The organism is Bacillus sp. T17B1 (genome assembly GCF_026796395.1).
In the GTDB taxonomy this organism is placed as follows: Bacteria; Bacillota; Bacilli; order Bacillales; family Bacillaceae; genus Bacillus; species Bacillus spizizenii_A.
Map to the genome: position 1 here is coordinate 14,157 of NZ_JALAYA010000006.1, position 18,860 is coordinate 33,016.

The 18,860-nt window shown below is 43.9% G+C and carries 10 protein-coding genes and 4 pseudogenes; 5 read left to right on the top strand and 9 right to left on the bottom strand.

Features of this window, described 5'->3' with window-relative positions; translation table 11 throughout:
- The first annotated feature begins 89 nt into the window (after nt 1-89).
- Nucleotides 90-483: pseudogene (locus tag MOF34_RS03650) on the top strand (MarR family transcriptional regulator).
- Between the two features lie 66 nt (nt 484-549).
- On the opposite strand, the gene MOF34_RS03655 reads toward MOF34_RS03650, so the two are convergent.
- From MOF34_RS03655 to MOF34_RS03675, 5 genes and pseudogenes are all read right to left on the bottom strand, one after another.
- Nucleotides 550-747 (bottom strand): hypothetical protein, encoded by a 198-nt coding sequence (locus MOF34_RS03655; protein ID WP_019713877.1) that lies wholly within the window; start codon nt 745-747, stop codon nt 550-552.
- Nucleotides 748-1,057: 310 nt separating this feature from the next.
- Complete coding sequence (locus tag MOF34_RS03660) at nt 1,058-2,278, bottom strand: MFS transporter (protein WP_268398552.1); 1,221 nt, start codon at nt 2,276-2,278, stop codon at nt 1,058-1,060.
- Nucleotides 2,279-2,349: 71 nt separating this feature from the next.
- A pseudogene (locus tag MOF34_RS03665) lies at nt 2,350-2,962 on the bottom strand (Gfo/Idh/MocA family oxidoreductase).
- Nucleotides 2,963-2,976: 14 nt separating this feature from the next.
- Nucleotides 2,977-3,825 carry an HAD-IIB family hydrolase gene (locus tag MOF34_RS03670; RefSeq protein ID WP_268398553.1) on the bottom strand — a complete coding sequence of 283 codons (849 nt, stop codon included), beginning with the start codon at nt 3,823-3,825 and terminating at the stop codon, nt 2,977-2,979.
- Nucleotides 3,797-4,682 (bottom strand): annotated as a pseudogene (locus MOF34_RS03675) (aminotransferase class I/II-fold pyridoxal phosphate-dependent enzyme). Before MOF34_RS03675 ends, MOF34_RS03670 begins: the two are co-directional and overlap by 29 nt.
- Before the next feature lie 105 nt (nt 4,683-4,787).
- Here MOF34_RS03675 and ntdR point away from each other — a divergent pair.
- Nucleotides 4,788-5,776, top strand: a pseudogene (gene ntdR / locus MOF34_RS03680) (NTD biosynthesis operon transcriptional regulator NtdR).
- A 433-nt stretch (nt 5,777-6,209) separates the two neighbouring features.
- Here ntdR and MOF34_RS03685 read toward each other — a convergent pair.
- Together MOF34_RS03685 and MOF34_RS03690 are read right to left on the bottom strand one after the other, a co-directional pair.
- Nucleotides 6,210-7,364 (bottom strand): AbrB family transcriptional regulator, encoded by a 1,155-nt coding sequence (locus tag MOF34_RS03685; protein WP_268398555.1) that lies wholly within the window; start codon nt 7,362-7,364, stop codon nt 6,210-6,212.
- Nucleotides 7,365-7,470: 106 nt separating this feature from the next.
- Nucleotides 7,471-8,673, bottom strand: coding sequence for an MDR family MFS transporter (locus MOF34_RS03690; RefSeq protein ID WP_268398556.1), 1,203 nt, complete (start codon nt 8,671-8,673; stop codon nt 7,471-7,473).
- A gap of 113 nt (nt 8,674-8,786) precedes the next feature.
- Here MOF34_RS03690 and MOF34_RS03695 point away from each other — a divergent pair, with 113 nt between their 5' ends.
- Nucleotides 8,787-10,514 (top strand): ABC transporter substrate-binding protein, encoded by a 1,728-nt coding sequence (locus MOF34_RS03695; protein ID WP_268398558.1) that lies wholly within the window; start codon nt 8,787-8,789, stop codon nt 10,512-10,514.
- 36 nt (nt 10,515-10,550) lie between these two features.
- On the opposite strand, the gene MOF34_RS03700 is transcribed toward MOF34_RS03695, so the two are convergent.
- Nucleotides 10,551-10,880 carry a four-helix bundle copper-binding protein gene (locus MOF34_RS03700; RefSeq protein WP_268398559.1) on the bottom strand — a complete coding sequence of 110 codons (330 nt, stop codon included), beginning with the start codon at nt 10,878-10,880 and terminating at the stop codon, nt 10,551-10,553.
- Nucleotides 10,881-11,003: 123 nt separating this feature from the next.
- Entirely contained in the window at nt 11,004-11,441 is a 438-nt protein-coding gene (locus tag MOF34_RS03705) for a ferritin family protein (RefSeq protein ID WP_268398560.1), read from the bottom strand.
- Nucleotides 11,442-11,624: 183 nt separating this feature from the next.
- On the opposite strand from MOF34_RS03705, the gene addB reads away from it, so the two are divergent.
- Nucleotides 11,625-15,125, top strand: a complete 3,501-nt coding sequence (gene addB, locus MOF34_RS03710; protein ID WP_268398562.1) for a helicase-exonuclease AddAB subunit AddB — start codon at nt 11,625-11,627, stop codon at nt 15,123-15,125.
- Nucleotides 15,112-18,816, top strand: a complete 3,705-nt coding sequence (gene addA / locus MOF34_RS03715) for a helicase-exonuclease AddAB subunit AddA (RefSeq protein WP_268398563.1) — start codon at nt 15,112-15,114, stop codon at nt 18,814-18,816. Before addB ends, addA begins: the two co-directional genes overlap by 14 nt.
- The last annotated feature ends 44 nt before the right edge of the window (nt 18,817-18,860 follow it).

Sequence of the window (18,860 nt, forward strand, 5' to 3'; positions counted from 1 at the left end):
TATTTGTTTTTCCTTATCCTGGTGTAGCTCAATTCGATTTATTCACCCGTAACAAAACGATATGACAATGAAAAAGGATGGTAAAACCGATAAACACAGACCATACGAAACGCAATCTTTTTGATTGAATGGTATGCGGAGCTTATTCATCAGCAGGAGAAATGGGAGGGACTTATAAAAACCTTTTTATCTAATGATTGAAGAAGCTGGATGACGAGCACGGGAGTGAATCCCAATTGTATCGCGCATCAGCACAAAATTGCTCAGTGCAGGCTTCTTCATAGGACACAGCTCAGCGATAATAAAAAGGAGGTCTACTTCCGTTTGACGCAGGCCGGGAAAAAACTGCATGGGCTGCACAAATATTATCATCAGAAAGTCGAGCAGCGTTTTCTGTCATTTTATGACCGGTATACTGAAGAGGAAATTCTGTTTGCGGACCGGCTGTTTCGGGATTTGGTGGCAAAATGGTATCCGTCCTAAGAAGAAATGGAAGAGGGGTTTCACAACGTTTTTAAATAAAAAAACGCACTGAGGTGCGTGTTGTATTCACGTTTCTTCTTTCTTTTTCAAGATTGCCAGGTAAATCAAATTTCCTCCGGCTAAAATGGTAAGCGGCAGTCCGGGGGAGCCGGATGTCACCACATTATAAACCAGCCAGATAGCTAAACATATTCCATAATATAAGTGCATTGCCTTCTCGGGATTGTCGCGCAGCAAACTCCCTTTAAAAATCTTTTTCACCATAACACCCCTACTAATTTTATGATTTCTCCTTTAGTTTACATGCATCTTCGGTTAATCTCAAAGGTCGATTTTTAGCTTTTGATGCTCCTCAGAATATTTCGAGGAAAATTCTAAAAGGGCAACAGGATAGTATACCTTGATGTATGGATGTATCATAAAACAAATTTGTAAATACCTTTGCTGTGTCACCGGAACGTATCTCGGAAGGTACAGAACCATAATCACTCATCTATATCGCCCTTGCTAAAACACTGTTTTCTCATGATAAAAAAGAGGACATTGTGTCCTCTTCTTACTTACGAAATGTCTATTAGTATCTTTCGTTTATACGACGTGTTTTTGAAGCTTTGCTTTCATGTGAAACAGGTTCTTTTTTAGTTCTCCTAATCTTTACAGAAATACCTACTAGAATGAACGCCATCGTTGTAAAAATCCCCATGGTTAATAAGATCGTATCCTGATTTAAACTCCATCCAATGAAGAAAGAGATTATCGCTCCTCCAAAACTTGCGGAAGCAATAAATAAACTTGTAACTTCGTCAACGTACTTCTGAATAATGTTTGATGCTAGTGTCAAGGCAATGGGAAATATGCCCGCAATACTTAGACCAATCAAAAATATACCACCTAATTGAAGGATTGGATTGCTTATATAAGAGAAGGCGATCAACAAAACAATTAAACAACTACAACTAAATAGAAGGTACTTAGAAAAATCAAGCCTTCTGCTTACTAAACCAATCAGGATTCTTCCTATGATGATCCCTACCCAGAAAAAGGAGACACTGATAAGACTAATTTGTTCATTGTCTTGGTTTATCATGATGGAAGGTAAGAAGTTGGCAAAATTTGTTTCAATTCCAGCATATATGAAAGCGAAAAATACAAAAAAGCCTAATTGCTTTGATTTTTTTCGATCTCCTATAAAGTATTGAAATGCTCCTGCATCTGGCAAGGCTACTGGCTGGTTAGCGTTCTTAGCGTACTTTCTGTTCTTGGATAAGAAAATGAACCACCCTGCTAACAGGACGAACAAAAAGGTGAATATGCAGTAATACGGTAAATACCAGTTATTGATATCGATGAAGGAATTAATGAATAATGGAAAAGATAAAGCACCTAATCCAAAGAGGACTTCCAACTTACTCATTTTCTCTGCATTACTTTCAAAATTAGCAATAACAAAGGAACCAACTGTCGTTTCTAATGTACCTGCTCCATATCCTAAAAGAAAAGCCATAACAACAATATAATACCAATCCTTAGTTAGAAAAAAGATACTTAACGCTGCAAGCATTATTGTCAAAGCTAAAGTCAGTGTCCTAAAATGACTGTATTTCTTAATCATTAACGGTGCGAGTAAAACTCCGCTTAAGAATCCGGTAAACTGAAAGAAAATGATGACCGATATATCATCTGTTGTCTTGTTAAAAGACTCTAGTAGAAATGGCGTCAAACTCCCTGTTGATATATGGATAATACCTACTGTGAAAAAGAAAGCATATCCAAATAAATATGTCCCTCTTACCATTCATTACACCCCTATATGAAAAAGCAGGAACATACATTCCTGCTTTTTCAGTAACTTATCTCTTTGAAATACTAGTTGACTGCTAAAACAGACTTTGTTTGAGAGTTGCTATCTTTCTCAAAGAACATGTCTAATACTTTCTGAGATCTAAAACCATCCCTTAAAAGAAGAGATCTCAACCCAATCTTTATGAGTTGAAGCAATCCAATTGATTAACTCGCTTCTAAAAGAATCAGCCCAACCATAAAATTCGTTTGGCGGATCGTTTAATAGACTTTGCGGTACTGGGCAGTCTGCCACGTTCAAGCCATCTATGAGCTTGTAAACGTGAGGATTACCTGTGTGGTATTTAAACTCTTTTTTGTGTCCAACTACCTCAATGCTAAAACCACAGTCTTCAGGTACAGAACATTTTGATGTGATGATATTTACAAATACCTTGTTCTTCAATTGACCATAAATTTCTGCATAGTCAACTACTAGTACCTGTTTATCCTCTTTTGTTTTTAATTTGTGTTCATATACATTTTCATATGTCTTCCCACCGAAAGTTTTCACAAAGTTTTCCGCATTTAGTTGATTTATGTCCTACACTCCTGCTAACGCTGCATTTTTAATTGTAGATATAGCAGTTGCGTGTGCTCTTGCAATTCCACCTGCACCTATAATACGGATCTTCTTCATACTCTATTTCCTCCTCATGATCCAATTAATTTTTTTAAGGTATTCATAATTCCTTTTGAGTACTCACTATCAGTGATCAGGTGGTGCAAGTTTTTGGCTTCTTCTGTTGCATTTTTTAGTAGAAATCCATTCCCTACTGCCTGTAACATACGAACATCATTTCCACTATCTCCAAATGCGATAGCTTTTTCGGGATTTAGGTTGTGTTTTTCTAACATAAACTTTACAATTTCATTCTTTCCTGTTCCTATAGGGATAAAATCTACATCATAGCTGTCTTCTGGATCACCTGCTAAGGGATTACAGCGATTTATATTAACTGAAACTCCGAATTCCTCGCAGATCTTTTCAATTGCTAACAGGTTTTTCTTGTCGTTTATTTCATCTTGTTCCTGGTAATAAAAATTATGCTTATACCGCGACTTTCCTAATTGAGTTTGAGGATTCAAAAGAATGTTATGATTTTCATGTAACTGTTTCACAAGTATTTCAATCTTTTCTTTACTAAACTCTTCATTTATACGACTGTTCCACTCATTATCTTGCTGTCCGAAATTATGCTCTGAAAAGTACGTAATTTCAGTTCCAAGATCACTAGCTATAAAATGCGGGAAATATCTAAATTTTCCTCGTCCCATTTTATCGAGAATAGATTCTATACTACTCCCAGAAACCCATCCGATTAGTAGTTCCCCATCTTTACTTTTTTGCTCTAGATAGTCTTCGAGTTCATATATGTCTTGTTGTTTTTGTTTATCGATTGTATGTGGAAAATACGTTTCATCAAAATCACAAAAAACAATATATTTAGGATGTTCAACCTTGGGTAACGTTTTATAATCTGACTTCTTGCTTAATAACATGAAACAGTCCCTCCATTACTCTGTCTTGTTCTTCTAAAGTAAATGACGGATATAATGGCAAATGCAGTACCTGGCTATGAGCCTTTTGTGTATGAACCATTACACCAAAATTCTTATATGGATTAAAACTTAATGTAGTGATGTCTGCATGATTTCCTAAGTCTGTCAGTCCAATTCCTTGGCAAGCATTCTCAATGACTTTCAATTCGAAACAATTTGCTATTTGAGGGATATGCTTCATATCTGAATGTTTTCCGTATAAATGCACAGGTAGAATAAACTTTGTATCAGGAGTTATTGCTTCCTCAATTTTGTTAGGATCAATGCAGAATGTTTGTGGGTTAATATCTACAAGATAGGTATGGATAGGAACGCCTCCCAAAGCTAACACAGCATTTTCAGTAGCTGAAAAGCTATTAGCTGGCATGATTACTTCATCCCCTCGGTTTGACTCTAAAGCCAATAATCTTATCATAATAGCATCCGTTCCACTGCTGGTTGCAATAACATACCTTTTATGTAAATATATAGATAAAACTTTTTTCAAATTGCTCATAGCCTTAAATTTTCCATCCAGTTGGCAAAACTGTAGTTAATGTATGTAAGATATCATCCACTTCATCATTGGTTATTAATCTGTCTACAGGCATAAAAGGGACTTTACTGATTTCACGATTTTTTTGGTAGTTGAAAAGGTCGTTTTCAATATCTGTATTTTCTTTTAATACTTGTCTCCATCGCTCGTTTACAATACTGTCTTCAATAACAAGTTCTTTTCCTTGTACGTCACCTTTTAAGTGTTTGAGGAGTAACATGTTTTCTTTACTTTTACCTGAAACCTTAACTTGTTTTTGCATGAACAGTACCTCCAATGATTTTATAATCTGGAAAATTTGATACAAATTTATCCTAATTTCTGAAACCGATAACATGTCAATCACTTTTTTTGAGGAAGGGAAAATATGCCTACAATTGATGAAATAGCAAAATTGTGCAATGTGTCTAAAACCACAGTCTCAAGAGTATTGAATAATCATCCTTATGTGTCGAAAGAAAAAAGAGATATGATCTTAGAGGCTATTAACGAACTTGACTACACTCCCAATTATTTAGCCCGGAATTTTAGGAGAAATAAGACACAAACGATAGCTTTATCGGTTCCGAGTATCGACCATCCGTTTTTTGCTCAATTAATAAAAGGGGTCTCTCATGAAGCGCTGTTTAAGAATTACAAGGTCATTGTATGTCAAACCTTTTATGACCAACAGACAGAGCTGGAACTATTAGAGTTATTGAAACACAAAGAAGTTGATGGCATTATTCTTGGAACTTTAGAAAATGAATGGGATAAGATATCCCCTTTCTTAAAGTATGGTCCTATCTTATTATGTAATGAATATCATCACTCGGCGGACATTACGATAATTGGGTATGATGAATTTGAAGCCGCATACATGGGGGTCGTACATTTAATTGAAAGAGGGCATAAAAAAATTGGATTTTGTTTTGATACTCCATATAGCGAAGCTCAATGTCAGAGGAAAGAGGGTTACTTGAAAGCTTTACAAGATTACAATTTACATCATAGAAACGAATGGATATTTGGAGAATTGTTTAATATCGAGGATGGCTTTCGTGTTTTTCATAAGATAAAGGATCTAAAGGACAGACCTTCAGCAATATTTACAGGAAATGATCAAGTCGCCGCAGGGATTATTAAACAGGCGATAAAAATGGCTTTAAAGTTCCAGAAGACTTGGCTGTAATTGGTTTTGACAACCAATCGATTTGCCAAGTAGTTACTCCGACTATAACAACAATTGATACTCCCATAATAGAATTAGGTCAACAGGCTGTGTTGAAAATAATAGAGTCTATTTTGGATAACACTTCTTTAAATAGAAGAATTATTAAACTGCCAACAAATCTTATTATAAGAGAATCAACTTAACTATAGGTTTTCACTTCCTTATCATTTTATATCTTTATATAAGAAAAAGAGGTTATTATATTTAACCTCTTTTTCAATCAGGAAGCTTGTTTTTCTCATAAATGCTCCTATACCATAAACGTTAATTATTTCTTCTTCCTACTTAAATCTACCAGATTCTTTAATACTCGTTGCCTAATGCTGTATCCGTTTTTACTTGTAATTCATTTGTGTCAGTAATCTCAATTAACACATCTCATACTTTCGAATAATCTTTTGTTGATCCAGTACTGTCTCGATTAACAACAAAAATTTTCTTTTGTGATTTAAAAGTTCTTGAACCCTTTTATTTATCTTGCCTGCCCCATTTTGAAGTCTTCCATACTCTACAGAATAGTTTCATTCCTTCCCTTTTCTGCTTAAGTCCACAATGTGGGGTTGTTTGTTTTTCCAACTAGGCATTGCTGCCGCTTATCGAACTCTCTTTGCCTTTTTTTTCACCATGGAGATGGTGAAGCAAACGATAAAACGGCGGCAATAAGGCAATGACAAGGATGACGCGTATAACCTGAACCGCAACGACAAAGGTGGAGTCGGCATGCAAGGTAACGGACGTCGTCGCCATTTCTGCTATGCCGCCGGGCGCAAATGCCAGAACAGAAGTGATGAGCGAGATTCCTGTCAGCTTGGAAACGATCACGGCGCTCAAGAACATAGCTGCGATTAAACCGACGGACGAGACAAACCCGACAATGATAATGCGGCTGACGCCGGAAAACATGCTTTTGTACATCTTAGAGCCGATCGTGGCCCCGAGAAATACTTGCGATACATGGTTAGCCTGTGACGGCCACCAAGCCGTCATGTCGTGTCCCGTCACCGCAGCTCCGCCAACATGCAAAAGTGCCACACCGAGCATACTGCCGAGCAGCCATGGAGCCGGAAATCTTAAATATTTTGCAGCTTTGCAAGCTCCCCAGGCAGCAAGAATAAGGACGGCGGTCCACAGAACGGGAGCGAGCCTAAAATCCGCCGTTGCTGAGGAAAGTGTTTCTGCTGCGGCACTAACAGAACGATCTTGTTTTGTATAGATCAGAATGACTAAAAACGGAATGGAAAGCACCACGAGCAGCACCCGCATCATTTGAACAAGGCTGACAATGGCAGTATTGGCGCCGACCTCCTGCGCGATGCTCGGCATAGCGGACAGCCCGCCGGGAGCCGTGCCGACAAAGCTTGTCATCATATCCGTTTTGCTGAAACGCCAGAGCACATATCCTGACAGCATGGCCAGCAGTATAGACAATATCAGCATAACGCCGACTGAAAACCAATGGTCTTTGAGGACAGAAAGAACGGATAAGTTCAGCTTTTGGCCTAATTCGATGCCGAGGATCATCTGCCCGAGGGCGAGCCAACGGCGGTTAATCCCTTTTTGGTCTGGCGCCATCATCAGCCATGGCGGCCGTATCATAGCGAGACAGCAGGCGACAATCAGCGTTCCGATCATCCATCCAATCGATATTCCGGTTAATGAAAGAATAAACCCCCCGGCTGCACTGATTGTGATAAACCATAGATCTTTGAGGAGATTTTCGTCTTTCTTCAATACAAACCCTTCTTCCTTTTCAAGTAACGCTCCAATTGTTCACGTAGTGAATGTATAATTACTATAGTATATTTTCGTTGATAAAGAAATTATGAATTATTTTCTGTTAGCCATTCACTTTTCTTATGACTTTGTGTTCGAGCTTCTCTATTGTGTAAGTCAGGCATAAACCCGCTGCCAGCAAACACACGGCAAGGACGTAAAAAATCACTTCCCCGCCAAACGATGTCAGGATTACCCCGCCTGCCAGTGGTCCGATTGAGCGGGATATATCCCAATGCAGGCCGTATACCGCATAAAAACGGCCGAGCAAGTGAGGCGGTGCCAATTTCGAAATGAAAGTCTGGATGTGAGTTAGTCCGATGCTTTCACCAACTGTCATCACCGCTGCCGTCACTAAAAGCATTGTCAGGGAGGTTGAGCATGCAAAGCCGGCAGCCGCAAGTGAGTAGCAGATATAAGTAATGAAAAGGATTGTTTTCATTGAAAGCTTTTCGGTCCCTTTTACCAGAGGAACTTGGAGAACAAAGCTGAATAAAGCTTTTGCGGCCGAGTAGATGGTCAGCATGGATAGATAATCAGAAAACATGTTTTTGCTGAACAGCCTGTATGTTGTTTCTGTTTGCGCGTATAACATGCTGATGGGGAGAGAAAGCAGCAATAGAAGCAGTACAGGCCTGTATATCGTAAAGCTCTCGGACATTTCCGATGTTACAGCTGTCTTTAGCGGCTTTGTTTCTGGCAGTTTCAGTGCAGCGATCAGAAAGTAGATGAACAATGCCGCAGCATCTAAAGCAAATATCCACACGGGGTTGTGATTGTACAGCAGCATCCCCGCTAGCGGCCCTGCCGTCAGGCCCGCCGAATAGATCGCATTGATAACCGCAAACACTTCCGAACGTCTGCTTTCCGGCGTGCTTTCAGCGATCTGGGCGCGGGAAGCAGGTATGTACAACGATCTCCCGATGCCATTCATGACGTAGAGAATGGCAAAAACATACGCATGATTGGCAAATACAAATCCCGCCATAGCCGCTGATTGCAGCAGCAATGCGATCAGAATCGCTGTGCGCCGCCCGAGCTGGTCCGTTACCCGTCCTGCAACGAGTGTCAGGCAAATATCAGCAAATGGCTGAAGGCTGATAATAAGCATCGGAATCATGACACTGCCGTTTAATTGTTCATGCAGATACAGCACCATAAAAGGACCCATCATTGCACCTGTCAGGCTTGTCAGCATTTCGCCGATAAAGCGGAGCCAAACTGGAGCGGTATATCTCGATTTTATAGCTTGAAAAATGGCCCACATGTGATCGCCGCCTTTCGGTGTTTGATATAGTAGTAGTGTATAGAAGGGGCGGCGGCCCAAAAAGTGAAGACAATAAGAGAAAAAGATTCCCCTTTTGTTGGGAGGTGCGTGAATTGAAGCTGATTGAGCACTACGTGGCACTAGTAAAAACAGGACGTTTTGTATATGGACAAATGAACGAAATGGCGCTCACTGAAGTTGCTGACTGTTTATTTTGCACAGAAAGAAATGCAAAGCTTATATTACATAAGCTGGAGAACAAGAATTGGATCATACGGGAAAGCGGGGCAGGGCGCGGCCACAAATCAAAAATCGCGTTTCTCCGCCAGCCTGAGGAACTGCTTCTTCAAACTGCCAAGGAATATACAATGGCTGGAAAGCTTAAAAAGGCAAAGGAGCTGCTTCAGCAGTATCAGTCCGCGTTTCCGGGGCTTCAAACCGAATATGGTATGTGGTTTTCTGAGGTATTCGGTTTTGTGACAGAAACCGGCCGGGATGGAGAAAAGGATGTTCTCCGGCTGTTCATCACCCCTGAATCTGTCAGCAGTTTGGACCCGTGCCAAATATTTTTGCGGTCTGAGGGGCATTTCGTCAAGCAGATATTTGATACATTGCTCACGTTTGATCCGGCTGTGCAGGAGCCGAAGCCTCAATTGATTCATGGCTGGGAAGAGGACGGGAAAAAACGATGGAGATTTTATCTCCGAAAGGGTGTGTCTTTTCATAATGGACAGCCGCTGACAGCGCGGGATGTTGCGTTTACCTTTCAGCGCTTTTTGACACAAGCTGACAACCCTTATAAATGGCTGTTACACGGAGTGAAACAAGTCTTAGAAAATGGGCCTTATTGTGTGGAGATCATACTTGATAAGCCGAATGAGCTTTTGCCGTATGTTCTTTGTGATGAACGGCTGTCCATTCTGCCGGCGGAACAGGGAAGCGGGATCAATGGAACAGGGCCTTTTCGGGTGAATCAGCATTGCGGGCAGATGCTTGTGCTTGAAGCCAATGAGCGCTACTTCAAGGGACGGCCCTTTTTGGATCGCGTTGAGTTTGTCTTTTCTGAACAAGCCGGAGAGATGAACAGTTTTACCATTCAAGAAAAACAAACATTTTCTGAGCAGCAAACTGTTTTTGATGAGCGGCATGTTCAATATTTGTCACTCAATCTGAAAAAGAAGGGGCCTCTTCAGCACCGAAGCTTTAGAAAAGCGCTCCGCCTGCTGATTTCCTCTGAACGGCTCGTTCGTGAAGCGGGAGGGCACCGCAAAACCCCGGTTACGTCTTTTGTGCATCCGGGCCCTTTTGAGTGGGGAGGCGTTTCACCTTCTGAATTGCTGAAGCAGAGCGGCTATGAGGGAGAAACACTGGTGCTGTATACCTTTTCGGAAACGGATCATCGTGAGGATGCCGAGTGGATTCAAAATGTTTGCGCCCAACATGGCATCAGGCTTACACTTCAGTTCTGTGATTCTGCTGATCTGCGCCGGCACGAAACCGTGCAGATGGCGGATATTATTCATGACAGTGCGACGTTTTATCAAGACAGTGAGTTTGGTTTTTTGCATTTGCTGCTGTCGGAGAACAGTTTTTTGTGTCAGCATCTATCTGAAAAGCTGGAACAGATATGTTCAGGAATGACAGAACGCATATTTTCAATGTCTGACCGCTGTTCGAGAATCCATATGCTGCGGGACATTGACCGTCAGCTTATACAGGAGTTCAATGCGATTCCGCTGTATCAAAATGTGCTGCAGGTGACATCAAGTGAGAATGTGAAAGGCCTGATGCTTGATGAAGAGGGGTGGATTGATTTGTACTCCGTGTGGCTGTCCAAATAAAAAAAGAGGGTTCTATTATGGAACCCTCTCCGTCTTTTAAGACGCTGCCATGCTGCGGCATTGTTCAGCGCAGGCAAAGCAGGACTTCGCACATGCTTGGCAATGATCGTGATCATGCTTTTCACATTCAGTGCCGCACGCTTCACAAATATCGGCGCAAAGTGCGCAAATTTCTTTCATGAACGGGCTGTCCGTTTGCATGGCTTTGACTGCCAGCGTGCAAATATCTGCGCATTCCCTGTCAAGCCGGATGCAGCCGCTGAGATCGTGATGCGCGCTTTCTTCCAGGCATTTTGTAAAACAATAATTGCAAGCTTCCATACAATCGATGCAAGCCTCAATACAAGCTTCTAAATTTTGCTCCATGGTGGATTCCTCCTGTATGGCAGTGTATGGTTTTATGTTTCCCAGCTGCATTTGAAAAAAACAGGGAAGTGTGTTTTTGGGTAATGGATATGTACATTTATCCCTGAACGCTGAACGGGTATATTAACGTTCCATCAGATAGTATAGAAACCAGACGGCGTGATGCTGTTCATCCCGTGCGGCGCGCGTAAAGATGCCTTTTGCTTTTAAGTTTGAGGTTTCCTCGGCCGCACGCAAGTAAAAGTCGACTGTTTGTTGTTCATCTTTAAAAGCGGTATTCAGCCCTTTTCTGAAAGTGTCCGGGCATTCCTCCATCTGTTTCGGCATGATGTGTTTGCCGGTAATGGCACCGTACAATGTGGAAAATTCTCGGAGGTGGCGCATTTCATCACGCCTGATTTCTTCAATCTGCTTTCTGACTTCATCGCGGTGGGTAAGTACGGCAAGCTTGCGATAGCATTGAATCGCGCTGAATTCTGCGTTAATGGCCTTTTTCAGATTCAGAATTAAAACAGAATCTTTCCGGTATGGCGCTGGAAAAGGATAGTAGCTGTTCTGCAAAACGGTTCAACTCCATTCTTAGGAATTGGGCTTCTATAGAAGTATATGGAGGGCAGGAAGACATGTGCGGAGAAATTCAGCTTTTTATATGTGAAAAGGCCGTTATTACCAATAGATCATATTGGTCATTTTCGTCAACATTCGATAAAATATATAGAGATAAAAAGAGAGGGGTCTTCTAAATTGGGAGCAGAGTTTTTAGTAGGCAGATCCGGGAGTGGAAAAACGAAGCTGATCATCGACAGCATTCAGGATGAACTGCGCCGGGCTCCATTCGGGAAACCGATCATTTTTCTAGTCCCGGATCAAATGACGTTTTTAATGGAATACGAGCTTGCTAAAACGCCTGATATGGGCGGAATGATACGTGCTCAAGTGTTCAGCTTTTCACGTTTGGCCTGGCGCGTCCTTCAGCATACGGGAGGAATGAGCAGGCCGTTTCTTACGAGCACAGGTGTTCAGATGCTCCTGCGGAAGCTCATTGAGGAGCATAAACAGGAGTTTAAAGTCTATCAAAAAGCAAGTGATAAAAGCGGATTTACCGCACAGGTTGAGCGGATGCTGACAGAGTTTAAGCGGTATTGTCTGGAACCGGAGGATATCCGCCGGATGGCGGAAAGCGGAACGGCTTCCGAGTATCGCGGAGAACGTGTTTTATCTGAAAAGCTCCATGACTTATCGATTCTGTATCAGCAAATGGAAAAAAGCCTTGCCGATCAATATCTTCACTCTGAGGATTATTTGACATTGCTGGCAGAGCATCTTCCGCTCGCGGACGATATAAAAGGCGCGCATATCTATGTGGACGGCTTTTATCAGTTTACGCCGCAGGAATTCAGGGTGTTGGAGCAGCTTATGGTTCATGCAGAACACATCACGTTTTCGCTGACAGCGGACAAGCCGTTTTATGAGCGGGAGCCGCATGAACTGGAATTGTTCAGAATGACGGGAAAAACGTATTACCGTCTGCATCAGAAGGCGAAGGAACTGAATTTAGACATTACCTATAAAGAGCTAAGCGGGACTGAACGGCATACGCAGACGCCGGAATTGGCACATCTAGAGGCACAGTATGAGGCACGCCCGGCCATCCCGTACGCAGAAAAACAAGAGGCCTTTACTGTGATGCAGGCCGCAAACAGACGAGCCGAACTGGAAGGCATTGCCCGGGAAATTCACACTCTTGTCAGAGAGAAGGGCTATCGCTATAAAGATGTAGCGATTCTTGCGCGCCAGCCGGAAGACTACAAGGATATGGTGAAGGAAGTTTTCGCAGATTACGAGATTCCTTATTTCATTGACGGAAAAGCATCTATGCTGAACCATCCGTTAATCGAATTTATCCGGTCGAGTATAGATGTTCTGAGAGGGAATTGGCGTTATGAAGCGGTGTTTCGCTGCGTGAAAACCGAACTGCTATTCCCGCTTAACGAGCCGAAGACTAAGGTAAGAGAACAGGTCGATCAGCTTGAAAATTACTGTATCGCCTACGGGATCAAAGGCGATCGCTGGACAAAGGGCGACCGTTTTCATTACAGACGTTTTGTCTCATTGGATGATGATTTTGTGCAGACCGATCAGGAAATCGAAATGGAAAACATGCTGAATGACACACGCGACTGGATTGTTCCGCCGCTTTTTCAGCTGCAAAAACGAATGAAAAAAGCAAAGACGGTTCAGGAGAAGGCGGAGGCGCTCTACCGCTATCTAGAAGAGACGGATGTACCGCTGAAGCTGGATCAGGAAAGACAGCGTGCTGAGGAAGACGGCAGAATCATTGAAGCGCAGCAGCATCAGCAGGCGTGGGATGCAGTCATTCAGCTTCTTGAGGAGTTTGTTGAAATGATGGGGGATGATGAGATTTCTCTTGACTTGTTTCAGCAAATGATGGAAGCCGGCGCGGAGTCGCTTTCATTTTCTCTAATTCCGCCTGCGCTTGACCAGGTGTTTGTCGGCAATATGGATTTATCCAGAATGTACGGCACCTCTTGCACCTTTGTGCTGGGGGCAAACGATGGCGTTCTGCCGGCACGCCCTGATGAAAATGGGGTGCTGTCGGACGATGACAGGGAATGGCTGAAAGCAATTGGAATTGAGCTTTCCTCAGGCGGACGGGAGCGTTTGCTTGATGAGCATTTCCTCATCTATATGGCGTTTTCCAGTCCGTCTGACCGGCTTTACGTATCGTATCCGATTGCCGATGCGGAAGGAAAAACGCTTTTGCCATCGATTGTCATTAAACGGCTGGAAGAACTGTTTCCTCAGCATAAGGAGCGGCTGTTGACAAATGAACCTGAACAGGTCAGCGATGAGGAACAGCTGATGTATGTCGTCAATAAGAGCGTGGCACAGTCCTTTACCGCGAGCCAGCTCAGATTATGGACTCGGGAATACGATATCAGCGACGTCTGGTGGAGCACGTACAATGTGCTGATGAGTGAGCCGGACAAGCTGCAATCGAAAAAGCTGTTCTCAAGCCTGTTTTTCCGGAATGAAGTGAAGCAGCTTGAACGCAGCGTATCGAGACAGCTCTACGGTGAACGCATTCAAGGCAGTGTATCGAGAATGGAAACCTTTAACGCGTGCCCGTTCTCCCATTTCGCATCACATGGGCTGCATCTAAAGGAACGGCAATTTTTCAAGCTGGAAGCACCGGATATCGGCCAGTTGTTTCATTCCAGCTTAAAGCTGATTTCAGACCGGCTGCGCGAGCAAAAAATGGATTGGCGCGATTTAACGAAAGAGCAGTGCGAACTGTTTTCCTATGATGCGGTAGAGCGGCTGGCGCCGAAACTGCAAAAAGAAATTTTACTCAGTTCAAACCGGCATTATTATGTGAAGGAAAAACTGCAAAAAATTGTGACACGTGTGTCCGGTATTTTAAGCGAACATGCGAAAGCGAGCGGGTTTGTGCCTATCGGGCTTGAACTGGGATTTGGAGGAAAAGGGCCGCTTCCGCCGCTGACCTTTAAGCTGAAAAACGGCTGCACGATGGAACTTGTCGGGCGAATTGACCGTGTTGATAAAGCAGAAAGCTCAAAAGGCCTGCTTCTAAGGATTGTCGATTATAAATCTAGCGACAAAGGCCTTGACTTAGCGGAAGTTTATTACGGACTGGCGCTGCAAATGCTGACGTACCTTGATTTATCGATTACTCATTCAGCCGACTGGCTCGGAATGAGGGCGACGCCGGCAGGAGTGCTGTATTTCCATATTCATGACCCGATGATTCAATCTAATCTCCCGCTTGGGCTTGACGAGATTGAACAGGAGATCTTTAAGAAATTTAAAATGAAGGGCCTGCTCCTCGGTGATCAGGAAGCGGTTCGCCTTATGGATACAACCCTCCAAGAGGGACGGTCAAATATTATCAATGCGGGTTTGAAAAAAGATGGCTCTCTAAGATCGGACTCAGCAGCAGTCGGCGAAAAGGAATTTGAGTTGTTGACGAAACATGTGCGCCGCACCTTCCAAGAAGCAGGCGAACAAATCACCGACGGACGCGTATCGATTGAGCCCTATAAAATGAAGAACAAGACGCCGTGCACATATTGTGCGTTCAAATCAGTATGCCAATTTGATGAATCATTAGAAGAGAACGAGTATCGCCCGTTAAAGGCTGAAAAGGATAAGACGATACTTGAGTGGATAAAAAAGGAGGCGGATGGCAATGAACATTCCTAAACCGGCAGACAGCACATGGACAGATGACCAATGGAATGCCATTGTCTCAACCGGCCAGGATATTCTCGTAGCAGCGGCGGCGGGCTCCGGAAAAACCGCTGTGCTTGTTGAACGAATGATCCGGAAAATCACCGCGGAAGACAACCCGATTGATGTAGACCGGCTTCTCGTTGTGACATTTACAAACGCCTCAGCGGCAGAGATGAAACACCGGATCGCTGATGCCCTGGAAAAAGAGCTTGTAAAACATCCTGGCTCGCTGCATATCAGACGCCAGCTGTCTCTTTTAAACCGGGCCAGTATTTCGACACTCCACTCCTTTTGTCTGCAAGTGCTGAAGAAATATTACTACTTGATCGATCTTGATCCGGGCTTTCGGATTGCTGATCAGACAGAAGGCGAGTTACTTGGGGATGAGGTGCTGGACGAGCTGTTTGAAGACGAATATGCAAAGGGCGAAAAGGCGTTTTTTGAGCTTGTTGACCGCTACACGACAGATCGGCACGATCTGGATCTGCAATTTCTCGTCAAACAGGTGTACGAGTATTCCCGTTCCCACCCAAACCCGGAGGCATGGCTGGAAAGCTTTGTTCATTTGTATGATGTTTCGGAAAAGAGCGCCATAGAGGAGCTTCCGTTTTATCAATATGTCAAAGAGGATATTGCGATGGTGCTTAACGGAGCGAAGGAAAAGCTTCAGCGCGCGCTTGAATTGACGAAAGTGCCGGGCGGTCCCGCTCCGCGCGCTGACAATTTTCTTGATGATCTTGCGCAGATTGATGAACTGATTCAGTATCAGGGTGATTTCAGCGAGCTTTATAAGCGGGTGCCCGCAGTCTCTTTTAAGCGCGCGAAAGCAGTAAAAGGGGACGAGTTTGATCCTGCACTCCTTGAAGAAGTGACAGATTTGAGAAACGGTGCAAAAAAACTGCTTGAAAAGCTTAAAGCCGACTACTTCACGAGAAGTCCTGAACAGCATTTGAAAAGCTTGGCCGACATAAAACCTGTCATTGAAACGCTCATACAGCTTGTCATCAGCTATGGAAAACGGTTCGAAGCCGCGAAGCAGGAAAAATCAATCATTGATTTTTCTGATTTGGAGCATTACTGTTTATCCATTTTGACAGCCGAGAATGAAACAGGTGAGCGCAAGCCGAGCGAGGCAGCAAGATTTTATCAAGAGCAGTTTCATGAGGTGCTCGTTGACGAATATCAGGATACCAACCTTGTGCAGGAATCGATCCTGCAGCTCGTCACAAGCGGACCGGAGGAAACAGGCAACCTGTTTATGGTAGGAGATGTCAAACAGTCGATTTACCGATTCAGGCTGGCAGAGCCGCTTCTTTTCCTCTCCAAATACAAACGGTTTACAGAGAACGGAGAAGGCACGGGACGGAAAATTGACTTGAATAAAAATTTCCGGAGCCGGGCTGATATTTTAGATAGCACAAACTTTTTATTTAAACAGCTTATGGGCGGCAAAATTGGTGAGGTTGATTATGACGAACAAGCTGAGCTAAAGCTTGGTGCGGCGTATCCGGACAATGCTGAGACAAAAACGGAGCTGCTGCTGATCGACAACGCAGAAGAGACGGATGCAGGCGATGAAGCAGAAGAGCTGGAAACGGTGCAGTTCGAGGCGAAAGCGATCGCTAGGGAAATTCGTAAACTGATTTCATCGCCATTTAAGGTGTATGACGGAAAAACAAAAACACACCGCAATATTCAATATCGCGATATCGTGATTTTGCTCCGCTCCATGCCGTGGGCGCCGCAAATCATGGAGGAGATGAGAGCTCAGGGCATACCGGTTTACGCCAATTTAACGTCAGGCTATTTTGAAGCGGTCGAAGTTGCCGTCGCGCTTTCTGTGCTGAAGGTGATCGATAACCCGTATCAGGATATACCGCTTGCCTCTGTTCTCCGCTCACCGATTGTCGGAGCAGATGAAAACGAGCTGTCTTTGATCCGGCTTGAAAATAAAAAAGCGCCGTACTATGAAGCAATGAAGGACTATTTGGCTGCCGGCGACCGCAACGACGAGCTTTATCAAAAGCTGGAAACGTTCTACGGACATCTTCAAAAATGGCGCGCGTTTTCAAAAAACCACTCAGTATCTGAGCTGATTTGGGAAGTGTACCGCGACACGAAATACATGGATTATGTCGGCGGGATGCCGGGCGGAAAACAGCGCCAGGCCAATTTGCGTGTTTTCTATGACCGGGCGCGCCAATATGAATCGACGGCATTTCGCGGCCTGTTCCGTTTCCTGCGGTTTATCGAACGCATGCAGGAGCGGGGCGATGATCTTGGAACGGCGCGAGCGCTCAGCGAGCAGGAGGATGTTGTCCGCTTAATGACGATCCACAGCAGTAAAGGGCTCGAATTTCCCGTCGTGTTTGCAGCAGGTCTCGGCCGGAATTTTAACATGATGGACTTGAACAAATCGTACCTGCTGGACAAGGAGCTTGGGTTCGGCACGAAGTATATTCATCCGCAATGGCGCATCAGCTACCCGACGCTGCCGCTCATTGCGATGAAGAAAAAAATGCGCAGGGAGCTGCTGTCAGAGGAATTGCGTGTCCTCTATGTTGCATTAACGAGAGCGAAAGAAAAACTGTTTCTGATTGGCTCGTGCAAGGATCATCAGAAACAGCTCGCAAAATGGCAGGCATCCGCGCCCCAAACTGACTGGCTTCTTCCGGAATTTGACCGCTATCAGGCAAAAACGTATTTAGATTTCATCGGACCGGCTCTTGCCAGACACAGAGATATGGAGGTTTTGGCTGAAAACGGTGCGGCAACGCATGCTGATATATCAGGACATCCAGCTCGTTTTGCCGTTCGAATGATTCATTCTTATGATTTGCTGGATGATGATCTGCAAGAAAGAACGGAAGAAAAAAGTGAGCGCTTAGAAGCAATACGCAAAGGTGAACATGTTCCCGGATCGTTTGCATTTGATGAAAAAGCCCGCGAGCAGCTGAGCTGGACATATCCGCATCACGAGGTCACGCAAATTCGGACAAAGCAGTCTGTTTCCGAGATCAAGAGAAAAAGAGAGTATGAGGATGAATACAGCGGCCGGGCCCCCGTTAAACCTTCAGACGGAAGCATCCTGTACAGGCGTCCCGCTTTCATGATGAAAAAAGGCCTGACTGCGGCGGAGAAAGGGACGGCCATGCATACGGTTATGCAGCATATCCCGCTTACACATATCCCAACGATAGAAGAAGCGGAGCAGACGGTTCACAAGCTTTACGAAAAAGAACTGCTCACTGAAGAACAAAAAACCGCTATTGATATTGAAGAAATCGTGCGATTTTTCCATACTGAAATCGGCGGACAGCTGATCGCCGCTACATGGAAGGATCGGGAAGTGCCATTTAGTTTAGCGCTTCCGGCCAAGGAGATCTATGCTGACGCAAAGGAGGCGGATGAACCGCTTTTGGTGCAGGGAATCATCGACTGTCTCTATGAAACTGAGGACGGCTTATATCTCTTGGACTATAAATCAGACCGAATTGAGGGCAAATTCCAACACGGATTTGAAGGAGCGGCCCCGATCTTGAAGAAACGATATGAAACGCAAATTCAACTGTACACAAAGGCAGTTGAGCAAATTGCAAAAACAAAGATAAAGGGTTGTGCGCTTTATTTCTTTGACGGAGGGCACATTCTGACATTATAGCGAGATCCGTAAGCTCCGGGAATTCAGACGGAGCGGATCTCGTT